Here is a 20,586-nt window from a genome sequence, read left to right on the forward strand (position 1 = left end):
CGGTCCTCCTCAGCCGATCCGGCCGGAAATGTAGCTTTCGGTGCGCGGGTCGTGCGGGTTGGTGAAGATCTGGCCGGTCTCGCCGTATTCCACAAGGCGGCCGAGGTGGAAGAAGGCGGTGCGCTGGCTGACGCGGGCGGCCTGCTGCATCGAATGGGTCACGATCACCACCGAGAACTGGGCCCGCAATTCGTCGATCAGTTCCTCGATCTGGGCCGTTGCGATCGGGTCAAGCGCCGAGCAGGGTTCGTCCATCAGCAACACCTCGGGTGAGGTGGCGATGGCGCGGGCGATGCACAGCCGTTGCTGCTGGCCGCCCGAAAGGCCGGTGCCCGGCGAGGCGAGGCGGTCTTTCGCCTCTTCCCAAAGGGCCGCGCGGCGCAGCGACTTTTCCACGATCTCGTCCAGTTCGGCCTTGTTGCGGGTCAGGCCATGGATGCGGGGCCCATAGGCCACGTTGTCATAGATCGATTTCGGAAACGGGTTCGGCTTCTGGAACACCATGCCGACCTTGGCGCGCAATTGCACCGGATCGACGCGCGGATCGTAGATGTCCTGTCCGTCGAGTGTCAGCCGCCCCTCGATCCGGCAGCCGGGGATAGTGTCGTTCATCCGGTTCAGGCAGCGCAGGAAGGTGGATTTCCCGCAGCCCGAGGGGCCGATGAAGGCGGTGACGGTCTGTTCCAGAATGTCAACGTTCACGTCCTTCAGGGCGTGGTTGGTGCCGTAATGCACCTGAACATCGCGGGCGGCGATCTTGGCTTCGGTCACGCACAGGTCGCGTTCGGCAAATCGGATATCGTCCATGTCAACGGTTCCCTTACCAGCGCCGTTCAAAGCGGCGGCGGAGGATGATGGCGGCTGCGTTCATGCAGATCAGGAACACAAGCAGCACGATGATCGCACCCGAGGCGCGTTCCACGAAGGCGGGGTCGGCGCGCTGGGTGAAGTTGTAGACCTGCACTGGCAGCGCCGAGGCGGGACTGAAGAAGCCTTCCGGCGGTGCGGCCGGAAACTCTCGCACAAAGGCCACCATGCCGATCAGGAGCAGGGGCGCCGTCTCGCCCAATGCGCGGGCCATGCCGATGATGGTGCCGGTCAGGATGCCGGGCAGGGCCAGCGGCAGGACATGGTGGAACACCGCCTGCATCCGCGAAGCCCCCACCCCCAGCGCCGCATCGCGTATCGAGGGCGGAACGGCGGCAAGGCTGACCCGCGTCGCAATGATGATGGTGGGCAGCGTCATCAGCGTCAGGATCAGGCCGCCGACGATGGGTGCCGATTGCGGCAACCCAAGCGTGTTGATGAAGATCGCAAGGCCGAGGATGCCGTAGACGATCGAGGGCACGGCGGCGAGGTTGGCGATGTTCACCTCGATCAGGTCGGTCCAGCGGTTCTTTGGTGCGAATTCCTCCAGATAGATCGACGCGGCAACGCCCAAGGGCAGCGCCAGAACCAGCACGATGATCATCATATAGGCCGAGCCGAGGATCGCCACGCCAAGGCCCGCGGCCTCGGGGCGGACTTCGGACGCGTCTGCCCCCAGCAGGAACTGCGGGTTGAAGGCCACGGTCACAAGGCCCGCGTCGCGCAGCCGTTCGGCCAGCACCAGTTGCGCGGGCGAGATGTTGCTGTCCAGCTTGGCGCTGTCCATCGAGACGCGGCCCTTGAAATAGCCGTCGATGCGACCGTTGGCCAGCGCGCGGAAGGTGATGGTGCGGCCGATCAGGTCAGGATTTTCCAGCACCATGCCGCGCAGGCCGGCGGCGGCCTCTTTCGACAGCAGGCCCGCGATGTCCTTGCGCGACAGGCCGTCGGTGGCGACGCCCGCTGCGGCGACGGCGGCCAGCATCGACGCCTCAAGCTGCTTGCCGTAGCCGATGGTGGTGACCTTTTTCATCTCGTCGAGGGCGCGGTTGCCCTTCGGGTCGACGATCTTTGCATCGATCGTCACCGGGATCTGGATGAAGGTCTGCCGGAACGCGCCGGCGCCGTTGCCCAGCACCGAAACCAGCAGCACGATCAGCGCAAGGATCGACAGTGCGACAGCGGTTATGCCATAGGCGCGGAACCGGCGCTCGGCTGCGTTGCGGCGGCGGGTGTGGGCGTCGGGCGCAAACAGCGAGCCGTCGCGGATCGCCGGAGAAGCGGGGGCGGCGGCGTCGGTCATTCGTATTGTTCCCGGTATTTGCGCACGATGTACAGCGCGAGGACGTTCAGCACGAGGGTCATCACGAAAAGCGTCAGGCCAAGGGCAAAGGCCACCAGCGTCTCGGGCGAGGCGAATTCGGTGTCGCCGGTCAACTGGCTGACGATCTTGACCGTCACCGTTGTCATCGCCTCGAACGGGTTCAGCGACAGCTTTGCCGCGGCGCCCGCGCCAAGAACCACGATCATCGTCTCGCCAATGGCGCGACTGGCGGCCAGCAGCACCGCGCCCACGATGCCGGGCAGGGCGGCAGGCAGGATCACCAGCTTCACCGTTTCGGATTGCGTGGCGCCCAGCCCGTAAGATCCGTCGCGCAGCGATTGCGGCACTGCGTTGATGATGTCGTCAGACAGCGACGAGACGAACGGGATCAGCATGATCCCCATCACAAGACCTGCGGTCATCACCGACGAGGAACTGGCCCCCAGACCCAGCGGCTGGGCAAACCAGTCACGCAGCGCCGGACCCACGGTAATCAGCGCGAACAGGCCGTAGACGATGGTCGGGATACCGGCAAGGATCTCGATGGCGGGCTTGGCCCAGCCGCGGGTGCGCCGTGACGCGTATTCCGACAGATAGACCGCGGTCAGAAGCCCGATCGGCACCGCCACGATCAGCGCGATGATCGAGATGTAGACCGTCCCCCACAGCAGCGGCCAGATGCCCAGATCCGAGCCGCCACGGAACTGCGGGTTCCACGTCAGGCTAAGAAAGAACTCGCGCGCGGGGTAGATGCGGAAGAAATGCAGCGTCTCGGACACCAGCGACAGCACGATGCCCGCCGTTGTCGCCACCGCGACCAGCGAGGCCGCGATCAGCAGCCACATCACGAACCGCTCGGACACGTTGCGGGCGCGGAAATCGGGCCGGATGCGCAGCAGCGCGAACACAAAGCATGTCGCCGCGGTCAGGCCGACCGCCGCCGTCATCCAGATCTGAAGCGTGTGGCGCATCGTCCGGTGGGCCTTGGCCGCGGAAAGCGCCTCGGGGGTGACCTGGGTCACGGCGGTGCCCACCTGCCGCAACCGTGGCGCCAGCGTCTCGGATGACAGCGACGCCACCGCATCTTCGGACAGCCGGTCCGACACGGCCAGCAGGTCAAGCCCGATCGAGATGCGCCGAACATCGGCCATCGCCAGCGAGCGGTCTGCCGGGCTGTCGGCCGTCAGCATCGGCGCGATTCGGCTTTCGATCGCCAGCGGCTGCGCCAGCAGCCAGATGGCCAGCAGCACAAGCGCCGGCACCGCCGCAAGGATTGCGGTGAACTGGCCGTAATGGCCGGGAAGCGAATGAAGCCGCCGCGGGTCGCCGCCCGCCGTGGCAAGCGCACGCTGCCGCCCAAGCACGAAGCCCGCGGCGGCAAGGATCAGGACGGCGAGGACGAGGATGCCGATGCTCATGAAAGGTCCGGTTGGGATGGGGGCGGCGCGAAGGGGTCCGCGCCGCCCGAAGGGGTCAGTTGCTCAGCGGGCCCATGGCCACGCGGTTCGCCACCATGGCTTGCGTCTTGGCCAGTTCCGGGTCGGACACAAGGCCATAGGACGCCAGCGGGCCATCGGGGCCGGCCATCTCGTCCGAGACGAAGAACTCGACATAGTCCTGAAGGCCCGGGATCACGTCGAGATGCGCCATCTTGACGTAGAAATACAGCGGCCGCGACACCGGATAGTCGCCCGAGGCGATGGTTTCGACCGAAGGCACCACGCCCGACATGGTGGCGACCTTCAGCTTGTCGGTGTTGTTCTGGTAGAACGACAGGCCGAACACGCCGATGGCATCGCCGTTGGCCGCGATGCGCGACAGCGTTTCGGTGTAGTCGCCGTCGATGTCGACCGACAGGCCGTCGGTGCGCAGCGCCATGCACATCTCTTCGGCCTTGTCCTCATCGCCGCCATTGGCCGCGGCAAAGGCCGCCATGGCGCCGGTTTCCTCGCAGCCGGCAAGGATCACCTTTTCGTCGAACACTTCACGGGTGCCGTGCTTGGTGCCGGGGATGAAGGCCAGGATCGGCTTGTCTTTCAGGGCCGGGTTCACCTGCGCCCACGACTTGTTCGGGTTGGCCACGATCTGGCCATCCACCACCACCTGCGCGGCCAGCGCCTTGAACCAGTCGGCCGGGGTGAAGGCATAGTCGGGGCCGGCGATGTCCGAGGCGAACACGATCCCGTCATAGCCGATGCGGACTTCCAGGATGTCGGTCACGCCATTGGCGGCGCACAGGTCGATATCCGACTGCTTGATCCGCGAGGACGAGTTGGCGATGTCGATGGTGTTTTCGCCCACGCCTTCGCACAGCTTCTTGCGCCCGGCCCCCGAGCCACCCGATTCGACCACCGGGGTCGGGAAGTCGAAGTTCTCGCCGAAGGCTTCGGCCACGATGGTGGCATAGGGCAGCACGGTCGACGAGCCGGCCGTCTGGATGTTGTCGCGCGCGGCGGCGATGCCGGCCGACGTGGCGACGATGGCCAGCGACGAGACCGAAAGCTTCAGAAGGGACATGGGATACTCCTTGTCGATTGGCGGCCGCAGCGGGCGACCTCGGTGCCGTCACTAGACCCGTTGCGAGACGGGTTTATTGCAGTTGAGTGACGGTTTTGTAACAAGGCGCCCGTCCGTGCAGAATTCACTGGCCGGAAAGGGGGGCAAGGTGCAGGGCCGGTTCTGCCCCGCGGAAGGCTGCCCGCGTGCCGCAAAGACGCGCCCGTTGGGCGGGGCCAGCGCGCCGGCGTGCAAGGGGAATTTGCGCGACATCGCCCGCGCATGGGGCAGGGGGCCGCGTGTCACGGGGGCTTATGCGCAGTATTGCCACCGCATGGCAGGGCGGCGTCCCGGCCCGGCAACGAGGCTGCGGAAACCTCGGTCAGCCGCGGCAGAACATGTCGTAAAGCATCGCCACCGCGCGCCCCACCTTGGGATCGGCGATTGAATACCAGATCATCTTGCCGTCGCGGCGGGCGGTCACCAGCCCCTCTTGCCGCAGCCGGGCAAGCTGTTGGCTGACGGCGGCCTGCCGGCTGTCCAGCAGCGTCTCAAGTTCGGTGACCGAGCGTTCGCCGTTGGACAGATGGCACAGGATCATCAGCCGCCCTTCGTGCGACAGCGCCTTCAGGAACCCGGCCGCAGCGCGGGCCTGTGTGAGCATGCGCTCAGGCGGGACGGCAGCCGTCGGCGGCGCCGGTTTGTCGGTGTCGGGCAGATCGAGAGACATTCTTCGGGCGGCTCCTCTATCCGCGCAGATCTAGCATGCCGGCCGGTCCGTGGCGAGATGTCGCATGCGGCCTGCTCAGGGCGCTGGCTGGAACCGTCCGAAGCGGCCCTGCGCGAACAGCAGCGGATCGCCCTGCCGCATCGTGGCGCGCAGCACACGGCCCACCACGATGGCATGGTCGCCGCCGTCATGGATCGCATGGCGGCTACAGTCGAACCGGGCAAGCGGCGTGGGCAGAAGCGGCACCCCTTCGGGGTTTGCTCGGTAGGCCAGCCCGTCGAACCCCGCCCCGCCACGGGTGAAGCGGGCCGCCAGATCCTGCTGATCGGCATCCAGCACATGGATGGTGAAATGGGCTGCCCCCGCGAACCAGTCGAACCGGCTGGACGATCGCGCCGGCGACCACAGCACCAGCGGCGGGTCAAGCGAGACCGAGGCGAAACTGTTGGCCGTCATCCCGGCCGGGCCATCGTCGGTCAGCACCGTGACCACGGTGACGCCGGTGGCAAAGCGGCCCAGCGCCTCGCGGAAGGCGCGGGAATCGGCATCGGGGGCGAAGGCGGCCTCATCGGGCATGTCGGTCTCCTTTTCGCAGGTCGCAGCGGCGCGTCCGCACCTGTCACGATCCCGGCGCCGGGGCAATGCGGCCCAAGGCGCGCAGGCCCCCGTCAGCCATTCATCCGGAAATGTTTGGCCAGTTTCAGCCCCTGCCCCTGATAGTTCGAGGCGATCCCCGCGCCGTAAAGCCGGTCGGGACGTTCGTCCATCCGCTCGTAGACCAGCCGGCCGACGATCTGGCCATGTTCCAGCACAAAGGGCGCCTCGTGGCAGCGCACCTCAAGCACCCCGCGCGAGCCCGCGCCACCGGCCGTGGAATGGCCGAAGCCCGGATCGAAGAAGCCCGCGTAATGCACGCGGAACTCACCCACCATCGCCAGATAGGGCGCCATCTCGGCGGCATGGTCGGGCGGGATCGTCACCGCTTCGCGGCTGACAAGGATATAGAAAGCGCCGGGGTCAAGGATGATGCGGCCGTCGCTGGCGCGGATCTCCTCCCAATAGTCGGCGGCGGGATAGTGGCCGATCCGGTCAAGGTCGATCAGTCCGGTATGAGGCTTCGCACGATAGCCCACCAGATCGCCCGATGCAGGCCGCAGATCGACCGAAAATCCCAGCCCCCCCGAGATCACCGGATCGCCATCCACCAGCGGTTCGCGCGCGTGAAGGGCGGCCAGATCGGCATCCGACAGCGTGGCCTGACCGGAGCGGAAACGGATCTGGTTCAGCCGCATCCCCGGACGCACCAGAACCGAGAAACTGCGCGGGCAGACCTCTGCATAAAGCGGGCCGTCATAGCCGTCGCGGATGCGGTCGAACTCGGTCCCGCCGTCGGCAATGGTGCGCGTCAGCAGATCCAGCCGCCCGGTCGAGCTTTTGGCATTGGCCACCGCCGAAACGCCTGCGGGCAGCGAAACCCGCTCCATCAGCGGGATGACATAGACGCAGCCCTTTTCCAGCACCGCGCCCGCGGTCAGGTCCATGCGGTGCATCTCGAATTCGGCCAGCCGTTCGGCCACGCTGCGGCCGGCGCCGGCAAGGAACGAGGCGCGGACACGATAGGCAACGGTGCCCAGACGCAGATCCAGACTGGCGGGCTGAACCTGTTCGGGCAGCACGGCCGGCGTTGCCGCGATTTCGCCGGCGGCGATCATCGACCGTATCCGCTGTGCGGCCAGAACGCCTGTCATCCTGCCGGTCCCCCGTCGCCTGTTGCGATCCTGAAAACGGAACCGCCCGCCTCTGACAGAGGCGGGCGGTTTCGGTTGGTCGGGCCGGCGAGATTCGAACTCGCGACCTTCCGCCCCCCAGACGGACGCGCTAACCAGGCTGCGCCACGGCCCGACAGGCGGGATACATAACGAGATTCGCCGCAGGAGCAAGCGGGAAAGCGCACGAAAATCGCCTATCCGCGAAGCTCGGTGCCGGCGGCGGACAGCCGGTCACGCAGATCGCGCAGCAACTCGCGCAGCGCGACAAGGTCTTCCTGCCGGTGGGCCAGCGAACGGTGCGGCAGCGCCCGCAGCAGGGCCGGGGTCCAGATCACGGGATCAAGATCGAACGATTCGGGCACCGAAGGCGACTCGAGCCCGGCGGGCCGGGTCTCGTGATCGTCGGTTGTTTGCATATCCGCGGGCGGAAGATCGCCCGACGATTCGGCCGTGGGGTCACGCGCCGCCATCCGCGCCTGTGCGGCAGCCGGCATCGGGGCCGCCCCCTGTGTCGCAGGCCCGCTTACCTGTGTCGTGGGATCGCTGGCAGCCAATGCCGCGGGCAGATCCGTCGGGGGGGGTGTTGCCCCGTCTGCCGGTTCGGTGGCTGCCGGTTCGGTGGCTACGGGTGCGCTGGCCGAGGCGTGCGTCGGCCGCAGGGCTGCGGGCGGATCGAACATCACGGGGGCGGGCGGGCGCGGGGCCTCGCGGGTGAAGGGCACCACTTCGCCGCGCGGCGGTTCGGGCACCTCTTCATAGGTGAACCCGGCCTGAAAATCCCCTTCGCCCGGATTGGCGCCCGGATCAGGAAACGAGTCGGGGTCCGGCCCGGGGTCGGTGCCGGACAGGGATGCCACATGCCGCACGCCTTGTTCGCGCAGGATCTTCTGCACGCCGCGGATGGTCATGCCTTCGTCATGCAGAAGCCGGCGGATGCCCGCCAAAAGCGCCACATCGGCCGGGCGGTAATAGCGCCGCCCGCCGGCCCGTTTCACCGGGCGGATCTGCGGGAACCGGCTTTCCCAGAAGCGCAGGACATGCGCGGGCGTGTCCAGAATCTCGGCAACTTCGCTGATGGTGCGGAAGGCCTCAGCCGATTTTTCCATCCGCATATCCCGATCAGCCCTTGCCGCCGGCGGCGACACGCTCCTTCATCAGATGCGAGGGGCGGAAGGTCAGCACGCGACGCGGCGAAATCGGAACTTCGTCCCCGGTCTTGGGATTGCGCCCGATCCGGGCCGATTTGTCGCGCACGGTAAAGGTGCCGAAGGACGAGATCTTCACCGTCTCGCCCGAGGCAAGCGCATCCGAGACGTGCTGAAGCACTGACTCGACCAGTTGCGCGGATTCATTGCGCGACAGACCCACCTCGCGGAACACCGCTTCGCTCAAGTCCATGCGCGTCAAGGTCTTGTCGCCCATCCCGTCCCCCATCATGCTTCGGCCACAGGATGGGGTAACAAGGATTCCGAGTCAATATCAACGGCTTGCGGCAGCCCTTTGATACGCGACTACCAGCGCAGCACCACCGAGCCCCAGGCAAGCCCGCCGCCGATCGCTTCGGTCACCACAAGATCGCCCGGTTTGATCTGTCCGCGCGCCTTTCCGACCGACAAAGCCAGCGGAATCGAGGCCGCCGAGGTGTTGCCGTGATCCTGAACCGTCAGCACGACGCGATCCATCGGCACCTGCATCCGCTGCGCCGTGGCCGTGATGATGCGCAGATTGGCCTGATGCGGCACGATCCAGTCAACATCGGCAGAGGTCAGCCCAGCCTTGTCCAACGCGGCATGGGCGGTCTGGGCCAGCTTTTCCACGGCATGGCGGAACACTTCCTTGCCCTGCATCCGCAGGTGGCCGGTGGTTCCGGTCGAGGCCCCGCCATCGACATACAGCAGGTCGCGGTAGCGCCCGTCCGAGTTCAGATCGGTCGCAAGGATGCCGCGGTCGGCACTGGTGCCCGCGCCTTCGGCGGCCTCCAGCACCACGGCGCCGGCGCCGTCGCCAAACAGCACGCAGGTCGTCCGGTCGGACCAGTCCATCAGGCGGCTGAAGGTCTCGGCGCCGATCACCAGCACCCGACGCGCCTGACCCGAGCGGATCAGCGCATCCGCATTGGCCAGCGCGAAGACGAAGCCGGCGCAGACCGCCTGCACGTCGAAGGCAAAGCCCCGCGTCATGCCCAGCGCGGCCTGCACCATGGTGGCTGCGGAAGGAAAGGTCAGATCGGCGGTCGAGGTCGCCAGAATGATCGCGTCGATGTCGTCGGGTGCCAGCCCCGCATCCGCCAGCGCCGCCCGCGCCGCGCGGGTTGCCAGATCCGAAGTGGTCTGACCTTCGGCCGCGAAATGCCGCCGTTCGATCCCGGAACGGGTGCGGATCCACTCGTCTGTGGTCTCGACCGTCGCCTCAAGTTCCGAGTTCGGCACCACACGGTCAGGCAGATAGTGCCCGACGCCCCTAACCACGGCGCGTATTGTCATTCAGGTCTACCGTTTCTCAGCTGCGCCGGGCGTGGCGTCCTCGTCCTGCGGGGCATCCTGCCCCGCCCGTCCGGCGGATGCAAGCCGCGCGGCCAGACGCTCGTGGAAGCCCGACTGGGCAAGGCGCGCCGCCAGCCCGATCGCCGCGGCGACCCCGGTTGCGTCGGCCGAGCCGTGCGATTTCACCACCGTGCCGTTCAGCCCGAGGAAGACCCCGCCATTCACCCGCCGCGGATCGATACGCTTCTGCAACCGCTTCAGCGACCCCAGCGCCAGCACGGCGGCCATCTTGGACAGCAGGTTGGCCCCGAACGCTTCCTTCAGGAAATCCGCGATCAGCTTGGCGGTTCCCTCGCCGGTTTTCAGCGCGATATTGCCGGTGAAGCCATCGGTCACGATCACGTCGCACCGCCGGCCGGGAATGTCGCTGCCTTCGATGAAGCCGACATATTCGTAGCCGCCGGCTTCGGCACGGGCTGCGATCAGATCCTGCGCGGCCTTCAGTTCGGCCCGGCCCTTGTGTTCTTCGGTGCCGACATTGAGCAGGCCGACCCGCGGCCGTTCAAGGCTCAGGCCATTGCGGGCGTAGGATGCCCCCATCATCGCATATTGCAGCAGATCCTCGGCGTCGGCCTTCACATCGGCGCCCACGTCAAGCATGACGCTGAATCCACCGGAATTGCGCGACGGCCACAGGCAGGCGATCGCCGGGCGGTTCACCCCCGGCAGCTTGCGCAGGCGGATCATCGACACCGCCATCAGCGCGCCGGTATTGCCGCAGGACACCGCGACCGTCGCCTCGCCGGCGCGGACGCTTTCGATGCAGGACCACATCGACGTGCCTTCGCCATGGCGCATCACCTGGCTGGGCTTGTCGTTCATGGTCACCACGCGCGGCGCGTGGCGGATCTGGCAGCGGCCAGCGAGTGCTTTCTTGCGGGCGATCATCGGCCCGATCTGCGATTCATCGCCGTGGACGATGAACGACGCGTCGGGATTCGCGGTGGCGGACTCGGCGATACCGGCCACGACGGCGGCCGGACCTCGGTCACCGCCCATCGCATCGACAGATATGACGATTCGCCCTGCGCCCGATATCCGGGCTGGGGTTGGCCTTGCCATCAGGGTCGGTGCGATGGCCGCGGCTTACGCCGCGTCCTCGTCCAGATCGGTTTCCGCCGTCGTCGCGACGACTTCGCGCGAGTCGTAGTGACCGCAGGCGCCGCAGACGTGGTGCGGGCGCTTCAGCTCGCCGCAGTTCGGGCATTCGGCCGGGTTACCGGCGACAAGGGCGTCATGCGAACGGCGCATGTTGCGGCGCGAACGGGTGACTCGGTTCTGAGGGACAGCCATGTCTCAACCTCGTGTTACGGAGGGGCCAGGCCCCTGTTTTTCCTTCGGGATCCGGCCTTTGCCCGAAGGGGCGGGAGCGTGCGATCCACATCTTGAACGAGGCGCGGAACATAGTGGGATTCCGGCCCGGCGCAAGCCCCATTTTTCGGGCCGGGCGGGGCGCCGCCTCAGTCCCTGTCGTCGGGGTCGGTGCCGCCCGTCATCTTCCGCTGAAGGGCGGCCAATGTGGCGAAGGGGCGGGCGGCCTCGTCGGTCAGGGGCGCACTTCCGGGCGGGCCAAAGGTCGCCCCGGACAGTTCGGCACCTTCGGCGCGGGGATAAAGCGGCAGTGCCAGCGCCAGCGCCTCGACCGCGACGGCGCCGGCGTCGATCACCTCGGGCAGCGGTTCACTGTCATCCTCGGGCACCTCGATCTCTTCGGCGTCGGGCATGGCGTAGTCGGCAAGGTAGCGCCGGGTCACCTTTTCGTCGATGCGGGTGGTGACAGGGGCCAGCGTGATCGCGCAGGGCTGCACCACGGTGGCGGACAGCGCGCCTTCCAGTTCGAAGTCGCGCTTGCCGGTGGGGCGGATCTCGCCCTTGAAGCGCAGACCCTTGACTGTGGTGATGCCCAGCAGCGCCGCCACCAGCGCCTGTGTCGCGGCGTCGGGCGCCACGTCGAAGCGGGTGGGGCGGCGTGCGGCAAGGGTCGCCACGCGGAAGGGGCAGCTGACCGGCAGGTCGGCGTTCGAGACGTGCACGGGATCGGGCATGACGCGGTTTCTTTCCGGATTCGGGCGGTTGCGGCCAGCGCGGGCCGGGGCGCAGCCGCCGGTTGGGTCGCTCGGCCGTCGCGCCACTGCGGCGGATCCCGGCCCCTCGTTCCTTCCTTGAACAGAGGCCGGACCTTCTGTAAGCCCTAGGCGAGCCGCGGACGGTCCATCGTCGGGTTTCGGGATACGGGGCTTCGTCCCCCAAGGCAAGGGGTTGTCATGGTGCGGGAAGGCGGGATGGGAGCGGCGGACCGGGGGCGGTGGCTGCGCAGGGCGGCGCTGGTTGTCGCGCTGTCCGCAGGCGTTGCCGCCTGTCAGCCGATTTACCGCAACCACGGCTATGTGCCGACCGATCAGGATCTGGCGCAGGTGCAGGTGGGCCGCGACACGCGCGAAACCGTGGCCACGGCGGTGGGTCGTCCCACGGCGGCCGGGCTTCTGAACGACGAGGGCTGGTATTACGTTCAGAGTCGCGTCCGCCACTATGGCGCCAAGGAGCCGCAAGAGGTCGAGCGTCAGGTGGTGGCGATCAGCTTTGACCAGAACGGTGTGGTGCGCAATGTCGAGCGGTTCGGTCTGGAACAGGGCCGCATCGTGCCGCTGTCGCGCCGCGTGACCGAATCGAACATCCGCGGCACCAGTTTCCTGCGGCAACTGTTCGGCAATATCGGCTTGTTCCGCGCCGAGGATGTGATCGAATAGCACGCTTGCGCCCCGCAAGGGGGCGGTGACGCGGGCTTGGTCGTTTGCGCGGCGCTTGGGGCGGATCGGGCGGGACGGGCAGGGCGCTTTGCCCGCCGGCGCGATGGCCCGACGAGATCAGCCCTTTGGCGTGAAGGTCATCGCCACACCGTTCATGCAGTAGCGCAGGCCGGTCGGCCGGGGGCCATCGGGAAAGACATGGCCCAGATGCGCCTCGCAGCGGGCGCAATGCACCTCGGTCCGGCGGGTAAAGAAGCTGCGGTCTTCCGAGGTTTCGACCGCTTCGGGGGCGATCGGGGCCCAGAAGCTGGGCCAGCCGGTGCCGCTTTCGTATTTCTGCGCCTGATCGAACAGCGGCGCGCCGCAGCAGATGCAATGGAAGGTGCCCGGCACCGCCGGAAAATGGTCATGGGTGCCGGCCCGTTCCGTCCCGTGCCTGCGGGTGACCTTGTAGGCCAGGTCGGACAGCTCTGTCCGCCATTCCGCATCCGTTTTCATCACCTTCTCGCGGCTTTCCGTCATCGTCTTCTCCCTCTCTCCGCGGCTGCTTGACCGCTTGCGCCGCGTTGCGGCGCGACCCATATCTAGTCCGCCTTTCCGCTTCGCCAAGACACACAAGGAGGTGTCCATGCTCGGGCTTACCAGGGGCCGCTATGCCGCCCGCATAGGCGCCGGAGCCGAGGATGTGCTGCGGGCACAGCGGCTGCGCGGGCTGGCCTTCCGCGCCGGGCAGGGCGACGGCGAGGGGCTGGACGCCGATGACTTCGATGCGATCTGCACCCATGTTCTGGTCGAGGAGGTGGCGACCGGCGATCTGGTCTGCTGTTTCCGCTTCCTTCCGCTGAATGGCGGCGGCGAGATCGGCCGCAGCTATTCGGCGCAGTTCTATGAACTGTCTGCACTGGAAAGCTTCGAAGGCCGCATGGTCGAGATGGGGCGATTCTGCATCCATCCCGACCGCCGCGATCCCGACATCCTGCGCGTGGCCTGGGGGGCGATGACGCGCTATGTCGATGACGAGGGGGTGGAACTCTTGTTCGGCTGTTCCTCGTTTCACGGCACCGAGGCCGAGACCTATGCCGATGCCTTCGCCATGCTGAAAGACCGCCATCTTGCGCCCTCGCGGTGGTTGCCGCGGGTGAAGGCGCCGACCGTGTTCCGCTTTGCTCAGGCGCTGGCGCGGTTCAAGCCGGATGCGAAACGGGCGCAGAGCCTGATGCCGCCGCTGTTGCGGACCTATTTGCTGATGGGGGGCTGGGTGTCGGATCATGCGGTGGTCGACCGCGATCTGAACACGCTTCACGTCTTTACCGGGCTGGAAATCCGCGCGATCCCGCCCGGCCGCGCCCGCGCGTTGCGCGCGGTGGCCGGCTGACAGGTGTCGCACCGGATGCGGTCCGTCTGGCGGTGGCTGGGCCGCGGCCGGTCTGATGCGGGATGGCGGTCGCGCCCATCCCGCGCGCCGGCCGGGTCTCAGCGCCCGCGCCAGATCCAGCCGCCGCCAAGGATGCGGCTGCCTTCGGGGGCGTGGAACACGCAGGCCTGCCCCGGCGAGACACCATCTTCGGGCGCGATCAGTTCCACCTCGGCTTCGGTGTCCGAGATCGGCCGGATCACCGCCTCGCGCGGGGCGCGGGTGGATCGCACCTTGGCCAGCACCTGCCATTCCGCACGGCTGGTCAGCGGCTGATCCCCCAGCCAGTTGATTTCCCGCACCGGGACGATCCGGGTCGAAAGCGCCTCTTTCGGCCCCACCACCACCTGCCGCGCGTCAGGGTCAAGCCGCACGACATAGAGCGGATCGCCCAGACCGCCGATCCCCAGCCCGCGGCGCTGACCGATGGTGTAGTGGATCACGCCGCGATGCCGGCCCAGAACCCGTCCCGTCAGGTCCACGATCTCGCCCGGGTCGGCGGCGCCGGGGCGCAGCTTCTCGATCACGGCGGCATAGTTGCCGTCGGGGACAAAGCAGATGTCCTGACTGTCGGGCTTGTCGGCCACCGGCAGCCCATGCTTGACCGCCAACGCCCGCGTCTCGGCCTTGGATGCCAGATGGCCCAGCGGAAAGCGCAGATAGTCAAGCTGCTCACGCGTGGTCGAGAACAGGAAATAGCTCTGGTCGCGGGCCGGATCGGCGGCCGAGTGCAGTTCCGGCCCGGCCGCGCCCATCTTGCGCTGGATGTAGTGGCCGGTCGCCATGCAGTCGGCATCCAGATCCTTCGCGGTCTGAAGCAGATCCTTGAACTTCACCCGTTCGTTGCAGCGGATGCAGGGCACCGGCGTCGCGCCCGCCAGATAGGCGTCGGCGAATTCCTCGATCACCGCCTCGCGGAAGGTGTTCTCATAGTCCAGAACGTAGTGGGGAAAGCCCATCGCCTCGGCCACGCGGCGCGCGTCGTGGATGTCGCGGCCCGCACAGCAGGCGCCCTTTTTCGCCAGCGCCGCGCCATGGTCGTAAAGCTGAAGCGTGACGCCGACCACGTCATAGCCCTCGGCTGCCAGTTCCGCGGCGACCACCGAACTGTCGACGCCCCCCGACATCGCCACCACGACCCGCGTGGCCGACGGCGGCTTGGCAAAACCGAGCGAGTTGAGCGGATGGTCAAGCATGGCGGCGCCTTTCGGGGTGAAGCGCGCAATATAGGAAAATGCTCTGCACTCTCAACCCCGCGTTTCACCGATGCTTAAGCGTGCTGGGGCAGCCTGTCGCCGTTGGAGAGGGAAGAGTGATGTATCTCAAGCGAGTCGATGGTCCGCGTCAGGTGATGCTGCCTGATGGCACGGTTCTTAGCCGTGCTGATCTGCCCCCGCCCGATACGCGGCGCTGGGTGGCCAGCCGCAAGGCGGCCGTGGTCAAGGCCGTGCTGCACGGCCTGATGTCCGAGCGCGAGGCGCTGGAACGGTACGCGCTGTCGGAAGAAGAGTTCGCCCTATGGCGCGCTGCTGTGGCCCAGCATGGCGAGAAGGCCCTGAAGGTCACGATGATTCAGAAATATCGACAACTTTAGATTGTTTTCCGTTCCGCTTATGCGAGAGTAACCCCTGATTAACCATTGGGCTGCATTGTAGTTAATACCCATGGTGGCGATGCGGAGCGTTGACGATGAGAATACTGCTGGTTGAGGATGATCCGACCACATCCCGTAGCATCGAGTTGATGCTGACCCACGCAAACCTGAACGTCTATTGCACCGATCTGGGCGAAGACGGGATCGATCTGGCGAAACTTTATGATTATGATCTTATCCTGCTGGATCTGAATCTTCCCGATATGAGCGGGCATGAAGTTTTGCGCCAGCTTCGGCTGGCCAGGATCGAGACACCGATCCTGATTCTCTCGGGGGCCGACGATACCGAAAGCAAGATCAAGGGCTTCGGCTTCGGCGCTGATGATTACCTGACCAAACCCTTCCACCGTGAAGAACTGGTCGCGCGTATCCATGCGATCATCCGCCGCTCGAAGGGTCATGCGCAATCGGTGATCCGGACCGGAAAGATCGTGGTCAATCTGGATGCAAAGACGGTCGAGGTGGATAGCAAGCCCGTGCATCTGACCGGCAAGGAATACCAGATGCTTGAACTTCTCTCGCTGAGAAAGGGCACAACCCTTACCAAAGAGATGTTCCTGAATCATCTCTACGGCGGCATGGATGAGCCAGAGCTGAAGATCATCGACGTTTTCATCTGCAAGTTGCGCAAGAAACTGGCAGAGGCGACGGGTGGGGAAAGCTATATCGAAACCGTCTGGGGCCGCGGCTATGTCCTTCGCGATCCCGTCCCGACCGAGTCGGACCGCCGCTTCGCCATCGGGGCCTAGGGCGTTCCTGCTCGCTCTGGACTGGGTCTCTCCCGTTCCCTAAATCGACAGTATGGGGAACGGGGAAGGCTTATGCAGGACGCGCAGCGGGTAGAAGAACTGACCGAGGCCGAGGCCGCAGCCGAACTTGCCCGGTTGGCGCAGGCCATCGCTGCCGCCGACAGCGCCTATCACACCCATGACGCGCCGCAGATCAGCGATGCCGACTACGACGCGCTGAAGCGGCGCAACTGCGAGATCGAGGCGCGATTCCCTGCGCTGCGCCGCGCTGACAGCCCAAGCGACCGGGTCGGCGGGGCATTGGCCGAGGGATTCGCCAAGGTCCGCCATGATGTGCGGATGCTCAGCCTTGAAAACGCATTCGAGCAGTCCGAGGTCGACGACTGGGTGGAACGAATCCGCCGCTATCTCGGCCATGTCGGCGACATCGCCTTCACCGCCGAGCCGAAGATCGACGGGTTGTCGCTGTCGATTCGCTACGAACAGGGGCGGCTTGTGCAGGCCGCGACCCGAGGCGATGGGGAAACCGGCGAAAACGTGACCGACAATGCCCGGACCATCGCAGATCTGCCCCAGCACATCGATGGTGCACCCGACGTGCTGGAAGTCCGTGGCGAGGTCTACATGACCCACGCCGATTTTGCCGCGCTGAACCACCGGCAGGCGGCCGAGGGCGGGCGACTGTTTGCCAATCCGCGCAACGCGGCCGCGGGGTCTTTGCGCCAGCTTGACCCGACGATCACCGCGCGGCGGCCGCTGCACTTCTTTGCCTATGGCTGGGGCGCGCTGTCAGATCCGCTGTCGGACAGCCAGAAGGGCGCCCTTGCGCGCCTTGCCGCCATGGGCTTTCGCACCAACCCGCTGACCCGACTTTGCACCGGCCCCGGCGAACTGGTCGCCCACCATGCCGAGATCGAGCGTCAGCGCGCCACTCTGGGCTATGACATCGATGGCGTGGTCTACAAGGTTGACGATCTAGCGTTGCAGCGCCGTCTGGGGTTTCGCGCCGCGACCCCGCGCTGGGCCATCGCGCATAAATTCGCTGCCGAACTGGCTTGGACGGTTCTGGAAGGGATCGACATTCAGGTTGGCCGCACCGGCGCGCTTTCGCCAGTGGCCCGGCTGCGGCCGGTCACGGTGGGCGGTGTCGTCGTCTCGAACGCAACGCTTCATAATGAGGATTATATCGCCGGGCGCGACTCGAAAGGGCAAGAGATCCGCGGCGGCAAGGATATCCGCGTGGGCGACTGGGTGCAGGTCTATCGCGCGGGCGATGTGATCCCCAAGGTGGCCGATGTCGATCTGTCGCGCCGCCCGGCCGAGGCACGGCCCTATGACTTTCCCGAAACCTGTCCCGATTGCGGATCCGAGGCGATCCGAGAGCCGGGCGATTCGGTCCGTCGTTGCACCGGCGGCCTGATCTGCCCCGCCCAGCAGGTCGAGCGGCTGAAGCATTTCGTTTCACGCGCGGCCTTCGACATCGAGGGGCTGGGCGCCAAGCAGGTCGAGGCGCTGTATCGCGACGGCTGGATCCGCCAGCCCGCCGACATTTTCGACCTGCGCACCCGCTACGGCGCCGGTCTGCAACGGCTGGAGAACCGCGAGGGGTGGGGGGCGAAATCGGCGGAAAATCTTTTCGTAGCTATCGAAGCCCGCCGCCGTATCCCGCTGCATCGGCTGATCTTCGCGCTTGGCATCCGCCATGTCGGCGAGACGACGGCCAGCCTTCTGGCCACGCATTACACCTCGTGGATGGCATTCGAACAGGCGATGACGGCGGCCAAGGTCGGTAATGGCACGGAATGGCAGGATCTTCTGGCGATCGACGGGGTGGGGGCGGTTCTGGCGACCTCGCTGGTGACGGCGTTCCACCAGGATGCCGAACGTGCGGCGATGGATGCGCTGGTCCGCCACCTGACGGTGGAGGACGCGGCCCCCCGCATGCCTGTCGAAAGCCCCGTCGCCGGCAAGATCGTGGTTTTCACCGGAACTCTTGAAAAAATGTCCCGCTCCGAGGCGAAGGCCCGGGCCGAGGCGCTGGGGGCGAAGGTTGCGGGTTCGGTTTCGGCCAGGACCGATCTGGTGGTGGCCGGGCCCGGGGCCGGGTCAAAGGCGAAACAGGCCGAGGCGCTTGGCGTCGAGATGATCGACGAGGATGCCTGGCTGCGGCTGATCGGCGACGCATGAGCCGACCTGAAATCCTTTTTCCCCTGTTCGCCGGGCTGGAAACCCTGGACGGGGTTGGTCCCAAGACCGCCAAGGCTTTTGCCGGCCTGGGCGTGACGCGCCCCAGGGATCTGCTGTTTCTGCTGCCCCATTCGGTGGTGGACCGGACCCGGCGCGACTCCATCCACCATGTGGTGCCGCCGGCGACGGTCACGGTCGAGGTGACGGTCGGCGCGCATTATCCGCCCCGTCGCAAGGGCGGCCCCTATCGGATCGCGGTCCGCGATGCTGAAACCGATTTTCAGTTGGTGTTCTTCCACGCCCGCGGCGACTGGCTGACAAAACAGTTGCCCGAGGGCGAGCGGCGTCTGATCTCGGGCCGGATCGAGGCCTTTGATGGCATGGCGCAGATGGTTCATCCCGACCACATCCTGCCCCCCGATGAGACCGCAGACCTGCCCCTGCACGAGCCGGTCTATCCGCTGACCGCGGGCGTCACCCAGAAACTGGTGGCCAAGGCCGTGGTTGCGGCGCTGGCCCGGGCGCCCGATCTGCCGGAATGGATCGACCCTGCACTGTGCCGCCGCGAGGGCTGGCCCGACTGGCATCAGGCGGTGGTGCAGGTCCATGCCCCTGATGGGCTGGCCAGTATCGCGCCAACCGCGCCTGCGCGCCAACGCCTTGCCTATGATGAACTTTTTGCCCACCAGGTCACACTTTCGCTGGCCCGCGCCTCGCGTCGCAGGGGGAAGGGGGTGGCCTCGGTCGGCACGGGCCTGATGCAGCGGCGGGCGCTGGACAGTCTGCCTTATGCGCCCACCGCCGCGCAGACCCGGGCTGCCGCCGAGATCGCCGCCGACATGGCCAGCCCGCAACGGATGAACCGGCTGCTTCAGGGCGATGTGGGCGCGGGCAAGACGCTGGTGGCCTTTCTGGCGCTGTGCGTCGCGGTCGAGGCGGGCGGGCAGGGCGTGATGATGGCGCCCACCGAAATCCTTGCGCGCCAGCATCTTGCCAGTCTTGCGCCGCTGGCCTGCGTCGCCGGCATCCGGCTGGAGATCCTGACCGGCCGCGACAAGGGCGCCGAGCGGGCGGCAAAGCTTGCCGCGCTTGCCGCGGGCGAGATCGGCATCCTTGTTGGCACCCATGCGGTGTTTCAGAAAGACGTGGCCTTTTGCGACCTCCGCCTTGCAGTGATCGACGAACAGCACCGATTCGGCGTGGCGCAGCGGATGGAACTGGGCGCCAAGGGGCAGGCGGCCGATGTGCTGGTGATGACCGCAACGCCGATTCCGCGCAGCCTTGCGTTGGCCAGCTATGGCGACATGGATGTGTCGGTTCTGGACGAAAAGCCGCCGGGCCGGACGCCGGTCCGCACCGCGCTGGTGTCCTCGGATCGCTTGGACGAGGTGGTGGATCACCTGCGCACCGCGGTGGCCGAGGGCCGGCAGGCCTATTGGGTCTGTCCGCTGGTCGAGGACAGCGAGCTTGTCGATTACGCCTCGGCCGAGGCGCGGTTCCTGCATCTGCGCGCGGCCTTGGGCGAGGGGGTGGTGGGCCTTGTCCATGGCCAGATGCCGCCCGCCGAAAAGGATGCCGCCATGGCGCGGTTCACCGCGGGCGAAACGCGGGTGTTGGTGGCGACCACCGTGATCGAGGTGGGGGTGAACGTGCCCAACGCTTCGATCATGGTGATCGAGCGCGCCGATATCTTCGGTCTGGCCCAGCTTCACCAGCTGCGCGGGCGCGTGGGACGGGGGGCGGCGCAATCGACCTGTCTTCTGATGTATCAGCCGCCGCTGGCCGAAAGCGGGCAGCGCCGTCTGACCATCCTGCGCGAGACCGAGGATGGCTTTCGCATCGCCGAAGAGGATCTGTCGATCCGCGGCGCGGGCGATCTGATCGGCACCGCGCAATCGGGTCTGCCGAAGTTCCGCGTTGCCGATCTGGAACGGCAGTCGGCGCTGATGGCGGTGGCGCAATCCGACGCGCGCAAACTGCTGACCGACGATCCGGGCCTTGTCTCGGCGCGCGGGAAGGCGGTTCGGCTGCTGCTGTGGCTGTTGGATCAGGACCGGGCGATCCGCTTGATCTCGGTCGGGTAGGGGGTGACGGTTTCTGTCGCCT

21 protein-coding genes and 1 tRNA gene are annotated in these 20,586 nt (G+C 66.7%); 6 read left to right on the forward strand and 16 right to left on the reverse strand.

Annotated features, from left to right (window positions below):
* Positions 1 to 9: 9 nt before the first annotated feature.
* The 14 genes from pstB to CRO07_RS01055 all read right to left on the reverse strand — a co-directional run bounded on the left by pstB (position 10) and on the right by CRO07_RS01055 (position 11,774).
* Positions 10 to 807, reverse strand: coding sequence for a phosphate ABC transporter ATP-binding protein PstB (gene pstB / locus CRO07_RS00990; RefSeq protein ID WP_097028817.1), 798 nt, complete (start codon positions 805 to 807; stop codon positions 10 to 12).
* 13 nt (positions 808 to 820) lie between these two features.
* Positions 821 to 2,170 carry a phosphate ABC transporter permease PstA gene (gene pstA, locus CRO07_RS00995; protein ID WP_097028818.1) on the reverse strand — a complete coding sequence of 450 codons (1,350 nt, stop codon included), beginning with the start codon at positions 2,168 to 2,170 and terminating at the stop codon, positions 821 to 823.
* The gene (gene pstC, locus CRO07_RS01000; protein WP_097028819.1) at positions 2,167 to 3,609 is read right to left on the reverse strand and encodes a phosphate ABC transporter permease subunit PstC; all 1,443 of its coding nucleotides are present in this window, start codon (positions 3,607 to 3,609) and stop codon (positions 2,167 to 2,169) included. The genes pstA and pstC overlap by 4 nt, the downstream gene beginning before the upstream one ends.
* Positions 3,610 to 3,664: 55 nt before the next feature.
* Complete coding sequence (locus CRO07_RS01005) at positions 3,665 to 4,708, reverse strand: substrate-binding domain-containing protein (RefSeq protein ID WP_097028820.1); 1,044 nt, start codon at positions 4,706 to 4,708, stop codon at positions 3,665 to 3,667.
* A 361-nt stretch (positions 4,709 to 5,069) separates the two neighbouring features.
* Positions 5,070 to 5,417, reverse strand: coding sequence for an ArsR/SmtB family transcription factor (locus CRO07_RS01010; RefSeq protein WP_097028821.1), 348 nt, complete (start codon positions 5,415 to 5,417; stop codon positions 5,070 to 5,072).
* Between the two features lie 75 nt (positions 5,418 to 5,492).
* The gene (locus tag CRO07_RS01015) at positions 5,493 to 5,993 is read right to left on the reverse strand and encodes a flavin reductase family protein (RefSeq protein WP_097028822.1); all 501 of its coding nucleotides are present in this window, start codon (positions 5,991 to 5,993) and stop codon (positions 5,493 to 5,495) included.
* 92 nt (positions 5,994 to 6,085) lie between these two features.
* Positions 6,086 to 7,165, reverse strand: coding sequence for a 2'-deoxycytidine 5'-triphosphate deaminase (locus tag CRO07_RS01020; RefSeq protein ID WP_097028823.1), 1,080 nt, complete (start codon positions 7,163 to 7,165; stop codon positions 6,086 to 6,088).
* A gap of 76 nt (positions 7,166 to 7,241) precedes the next feature.
* A tRNA-Pro gene (locus CRO07_RS01025) sits at positions 7,242 to 7,319 on the reverse strand.
* Between the two features lie 61 nt (positions 7,320 to 7,380).
* On the reverse strand, positions 7,381 to 8,292 hold the full coding sequence (locus CRO07_RS01030; RefSeq protein WP_097029035.1) for a MerR family transcriptional regulator: 912 nt from the start codon (positions 8,290 to 8,292) through the stop codon (positions 7,381 to 7,383).
* A 13-nt stretch (positions 8,293 to 8,305) separates the two neighbouring features.
* Positions 8,306 to 8,608: an integration host factor subunit alpha gene (gene ihfA / locus CRO07_RS01035; protein WP_097028824.1), complete on the reverse strand. Its 303-nt coding sequence runs from the start codon at positions 8,606 to 8,608 to the stop codon at positions 8,306 to 8,308.
* A gap of 89 nt (positions 8,609 to 8,697) precedes the next feature.
* Positions 8,698 to 9,669, reverse strand: coding sequence for a beta-ketoacyl-ACP synthase III (locus tag CRO07_RS01040; RefSeq protein WP_097028825.1), 972 nt, complete (start codon positions 9,667 to 9,669; stop codon positions 8,698 to 8,700).
* A gap of 6 nt (positions 9,670 to 9,675) precedes the next feature.
* Positions 9,676 to 10,791 (reverse strand): phosphate acyltransferase PlsX, encoded by a 1,116-nt coding sequence (gene plsX / locus CRO07_RS01045; RefSeq protein ID WP_097028826.1) that lies wholly within the window; start codon positions 10,789 to 10,791, stop codon positions 9,676 to 9,678.
* A gap of 24 nt (positions 10,792 to 10,815) precedes the next feature.
* Positions 10,816 to 11,022: a 50S ribosomal protein L32 gene (gene rpmF, locus CRO07_RS01050; protein WP_097028827.1), complete on the reverse strand. Its 207-nt coding sequence runs from the start codon at positions 11,020 to 11,022 to the stop codon at positions 10,816 to 10,818.
* Positions 11,023 to 11,189: 167 nt separating this feature from the next.
* On the reverse strand, positions 11,190 to 11,774 hold the full coding sequence (locus CRO07_RS01055; RefSeq protein WP_097028828.1) for a YceD family protein: 585 nt from the start codon (positions 11,772 to 11,774) through the stop codon (positions 11,190 to 11,192).
* 219 nt (positions 11,775 to 11,993) lie between these two features.
* Here CRO07_RS01055 and CRO07_RS01060 point away from each other — a divergent pair, with 219 nt between their 5' ends.
* Entirely contained in the window at positions 11,994 to 12,476 is a 483-nt protein-coding gene (locus CRO07_RS01060) for an outer membrane protein assembly factor BamE (protein WP_097028829.1), read from the forward strand.
* Between the two features lie 117 nt (positions 12,477 to 12,593).
* On the opposite strand, the gene msrB is transcribed toward CRO07_RS01060, so the two are convergent.
* Positions 12,594 to 12,998 carry a peptide-methionine (R)-S-oxide reductase MsrB gene (gene msrB, locus CRO07_RS01065; RefSeq protein WP_097028830.1) on the reverse strand — a complete coding sequence of 135 codons (405 nt, stop codon included), beginning with the start codon at positions 12,996 to 12,998 and terminating at the stop codon, positions 12,594 to 12,596.
* 106 nt (positions 12,999 to 13,104) lie between these two features.
* Here msrB and CRO07_RS01070 point away from each other — a divergent pair, with 106 nt between their 5' ends.
* Positions 13,105 to 13,851: a GNAT family N-acetyltransferase gene (locus CRO07_RS01070; RefSeq protein WP_097028831.1), complete on the forward strand. Its 747-nt coding sequence runs from the start codon at positions 13,105 to 13,107 to the stop codon at positions 13,849 to 13,851.
* Positions 13,852 to 13,949: 98 nt separating this feature from the next.
* Here the strand turns inward: CRO07_RS01070 and mnmA are convergent, their stop codons facing one another.
* Positions 13,950 to 15,086 (reverse strand): tRNA 2-thiouridine(34) synthase MnmA, encoded by a 1,137-nt coding sequence (gene mnmA, locus CRO07_RS01075; RefSeq protein ID WP_097028832.1) that lies wholly within the window; start codon positions 15,084 to 15,086, stop codon positions 13,950 to 13,952.
* A gap of 119 nt (positions 15,087 to 15,205) precedes the next feature.
* On the opposite strand from mnmA, the gene sciP reads away from it, so the two are divergent.
* The 4 genes from sciP to recG all read left to right on the forward strand — a co-directional run bounded on the left by sciP (position 15,206) and on the right by recG (position 20,564).
* Positions 15,206 to 15,484, forward strand: a complete 279-nt coding sequence (sciP, locus tag CRO07_RS01080; protein WP_097028833.1) for a CtrA inhibitor SciP — start codon at positions 15,206 to 15,208, stop codon at positions 15,482 to 15,484.
* Positions 15,485 to 15,579: 95 nt separating this feature from the next.
* Positions 15,580 to 16,293: a response regulator transcription factor CtrA gene (ctrA, locus tag CRO07_RS01085; protein ID WP_097028834.1), complete on the forward strand. Its 714-nt coding sequence runs from the start codon at positions 15,580 to 15,582 to the stop codon at positions 16,291 to 16,293.
* Between the two features lie 72 nt (positions 16,294 to 16,365).
* Positions 16,366 to 18,480: an NAD-dependent DNA ligase LigA gene (gene ligA / locus CRO07_RS01090; protein ID WP_097028835.1), complete on the forward strand. Its 2,115-nt coding sequence runs from the start codon at positions 16,366 to 16,368 to the stop codon at positions 18,478 to 18,480.
* On the forward strand, positions 18,477 to 20,564 hold the full coding sequence (recG, locus tag CRO07_RS01095; protein ID WP_097028836.1) for an ATP-dependent DNA helicase RecG: 2,088 nt from the start codon (positions 18,477 to 18,479) through the stop codon (positions 20,562 to 20,564). Before ligA ends, recG begins: the two co-directional genes overlap by 4 nt.
* The last annotated feature ends 22 nt before the right edge of the window (positions 20,565 to 20,586 follow it).

It is taken from the genome of Cereibacter ovatus (assembly GCF_900207575.1).
Classification (GTDB): domain Bacteria; phylum Pseudomonadota; class Alphaproteobacteria; order Rhodobacterales; family Rhodobacteraceae; genus Cereibacter_A; species Cereibacter_A ovatus.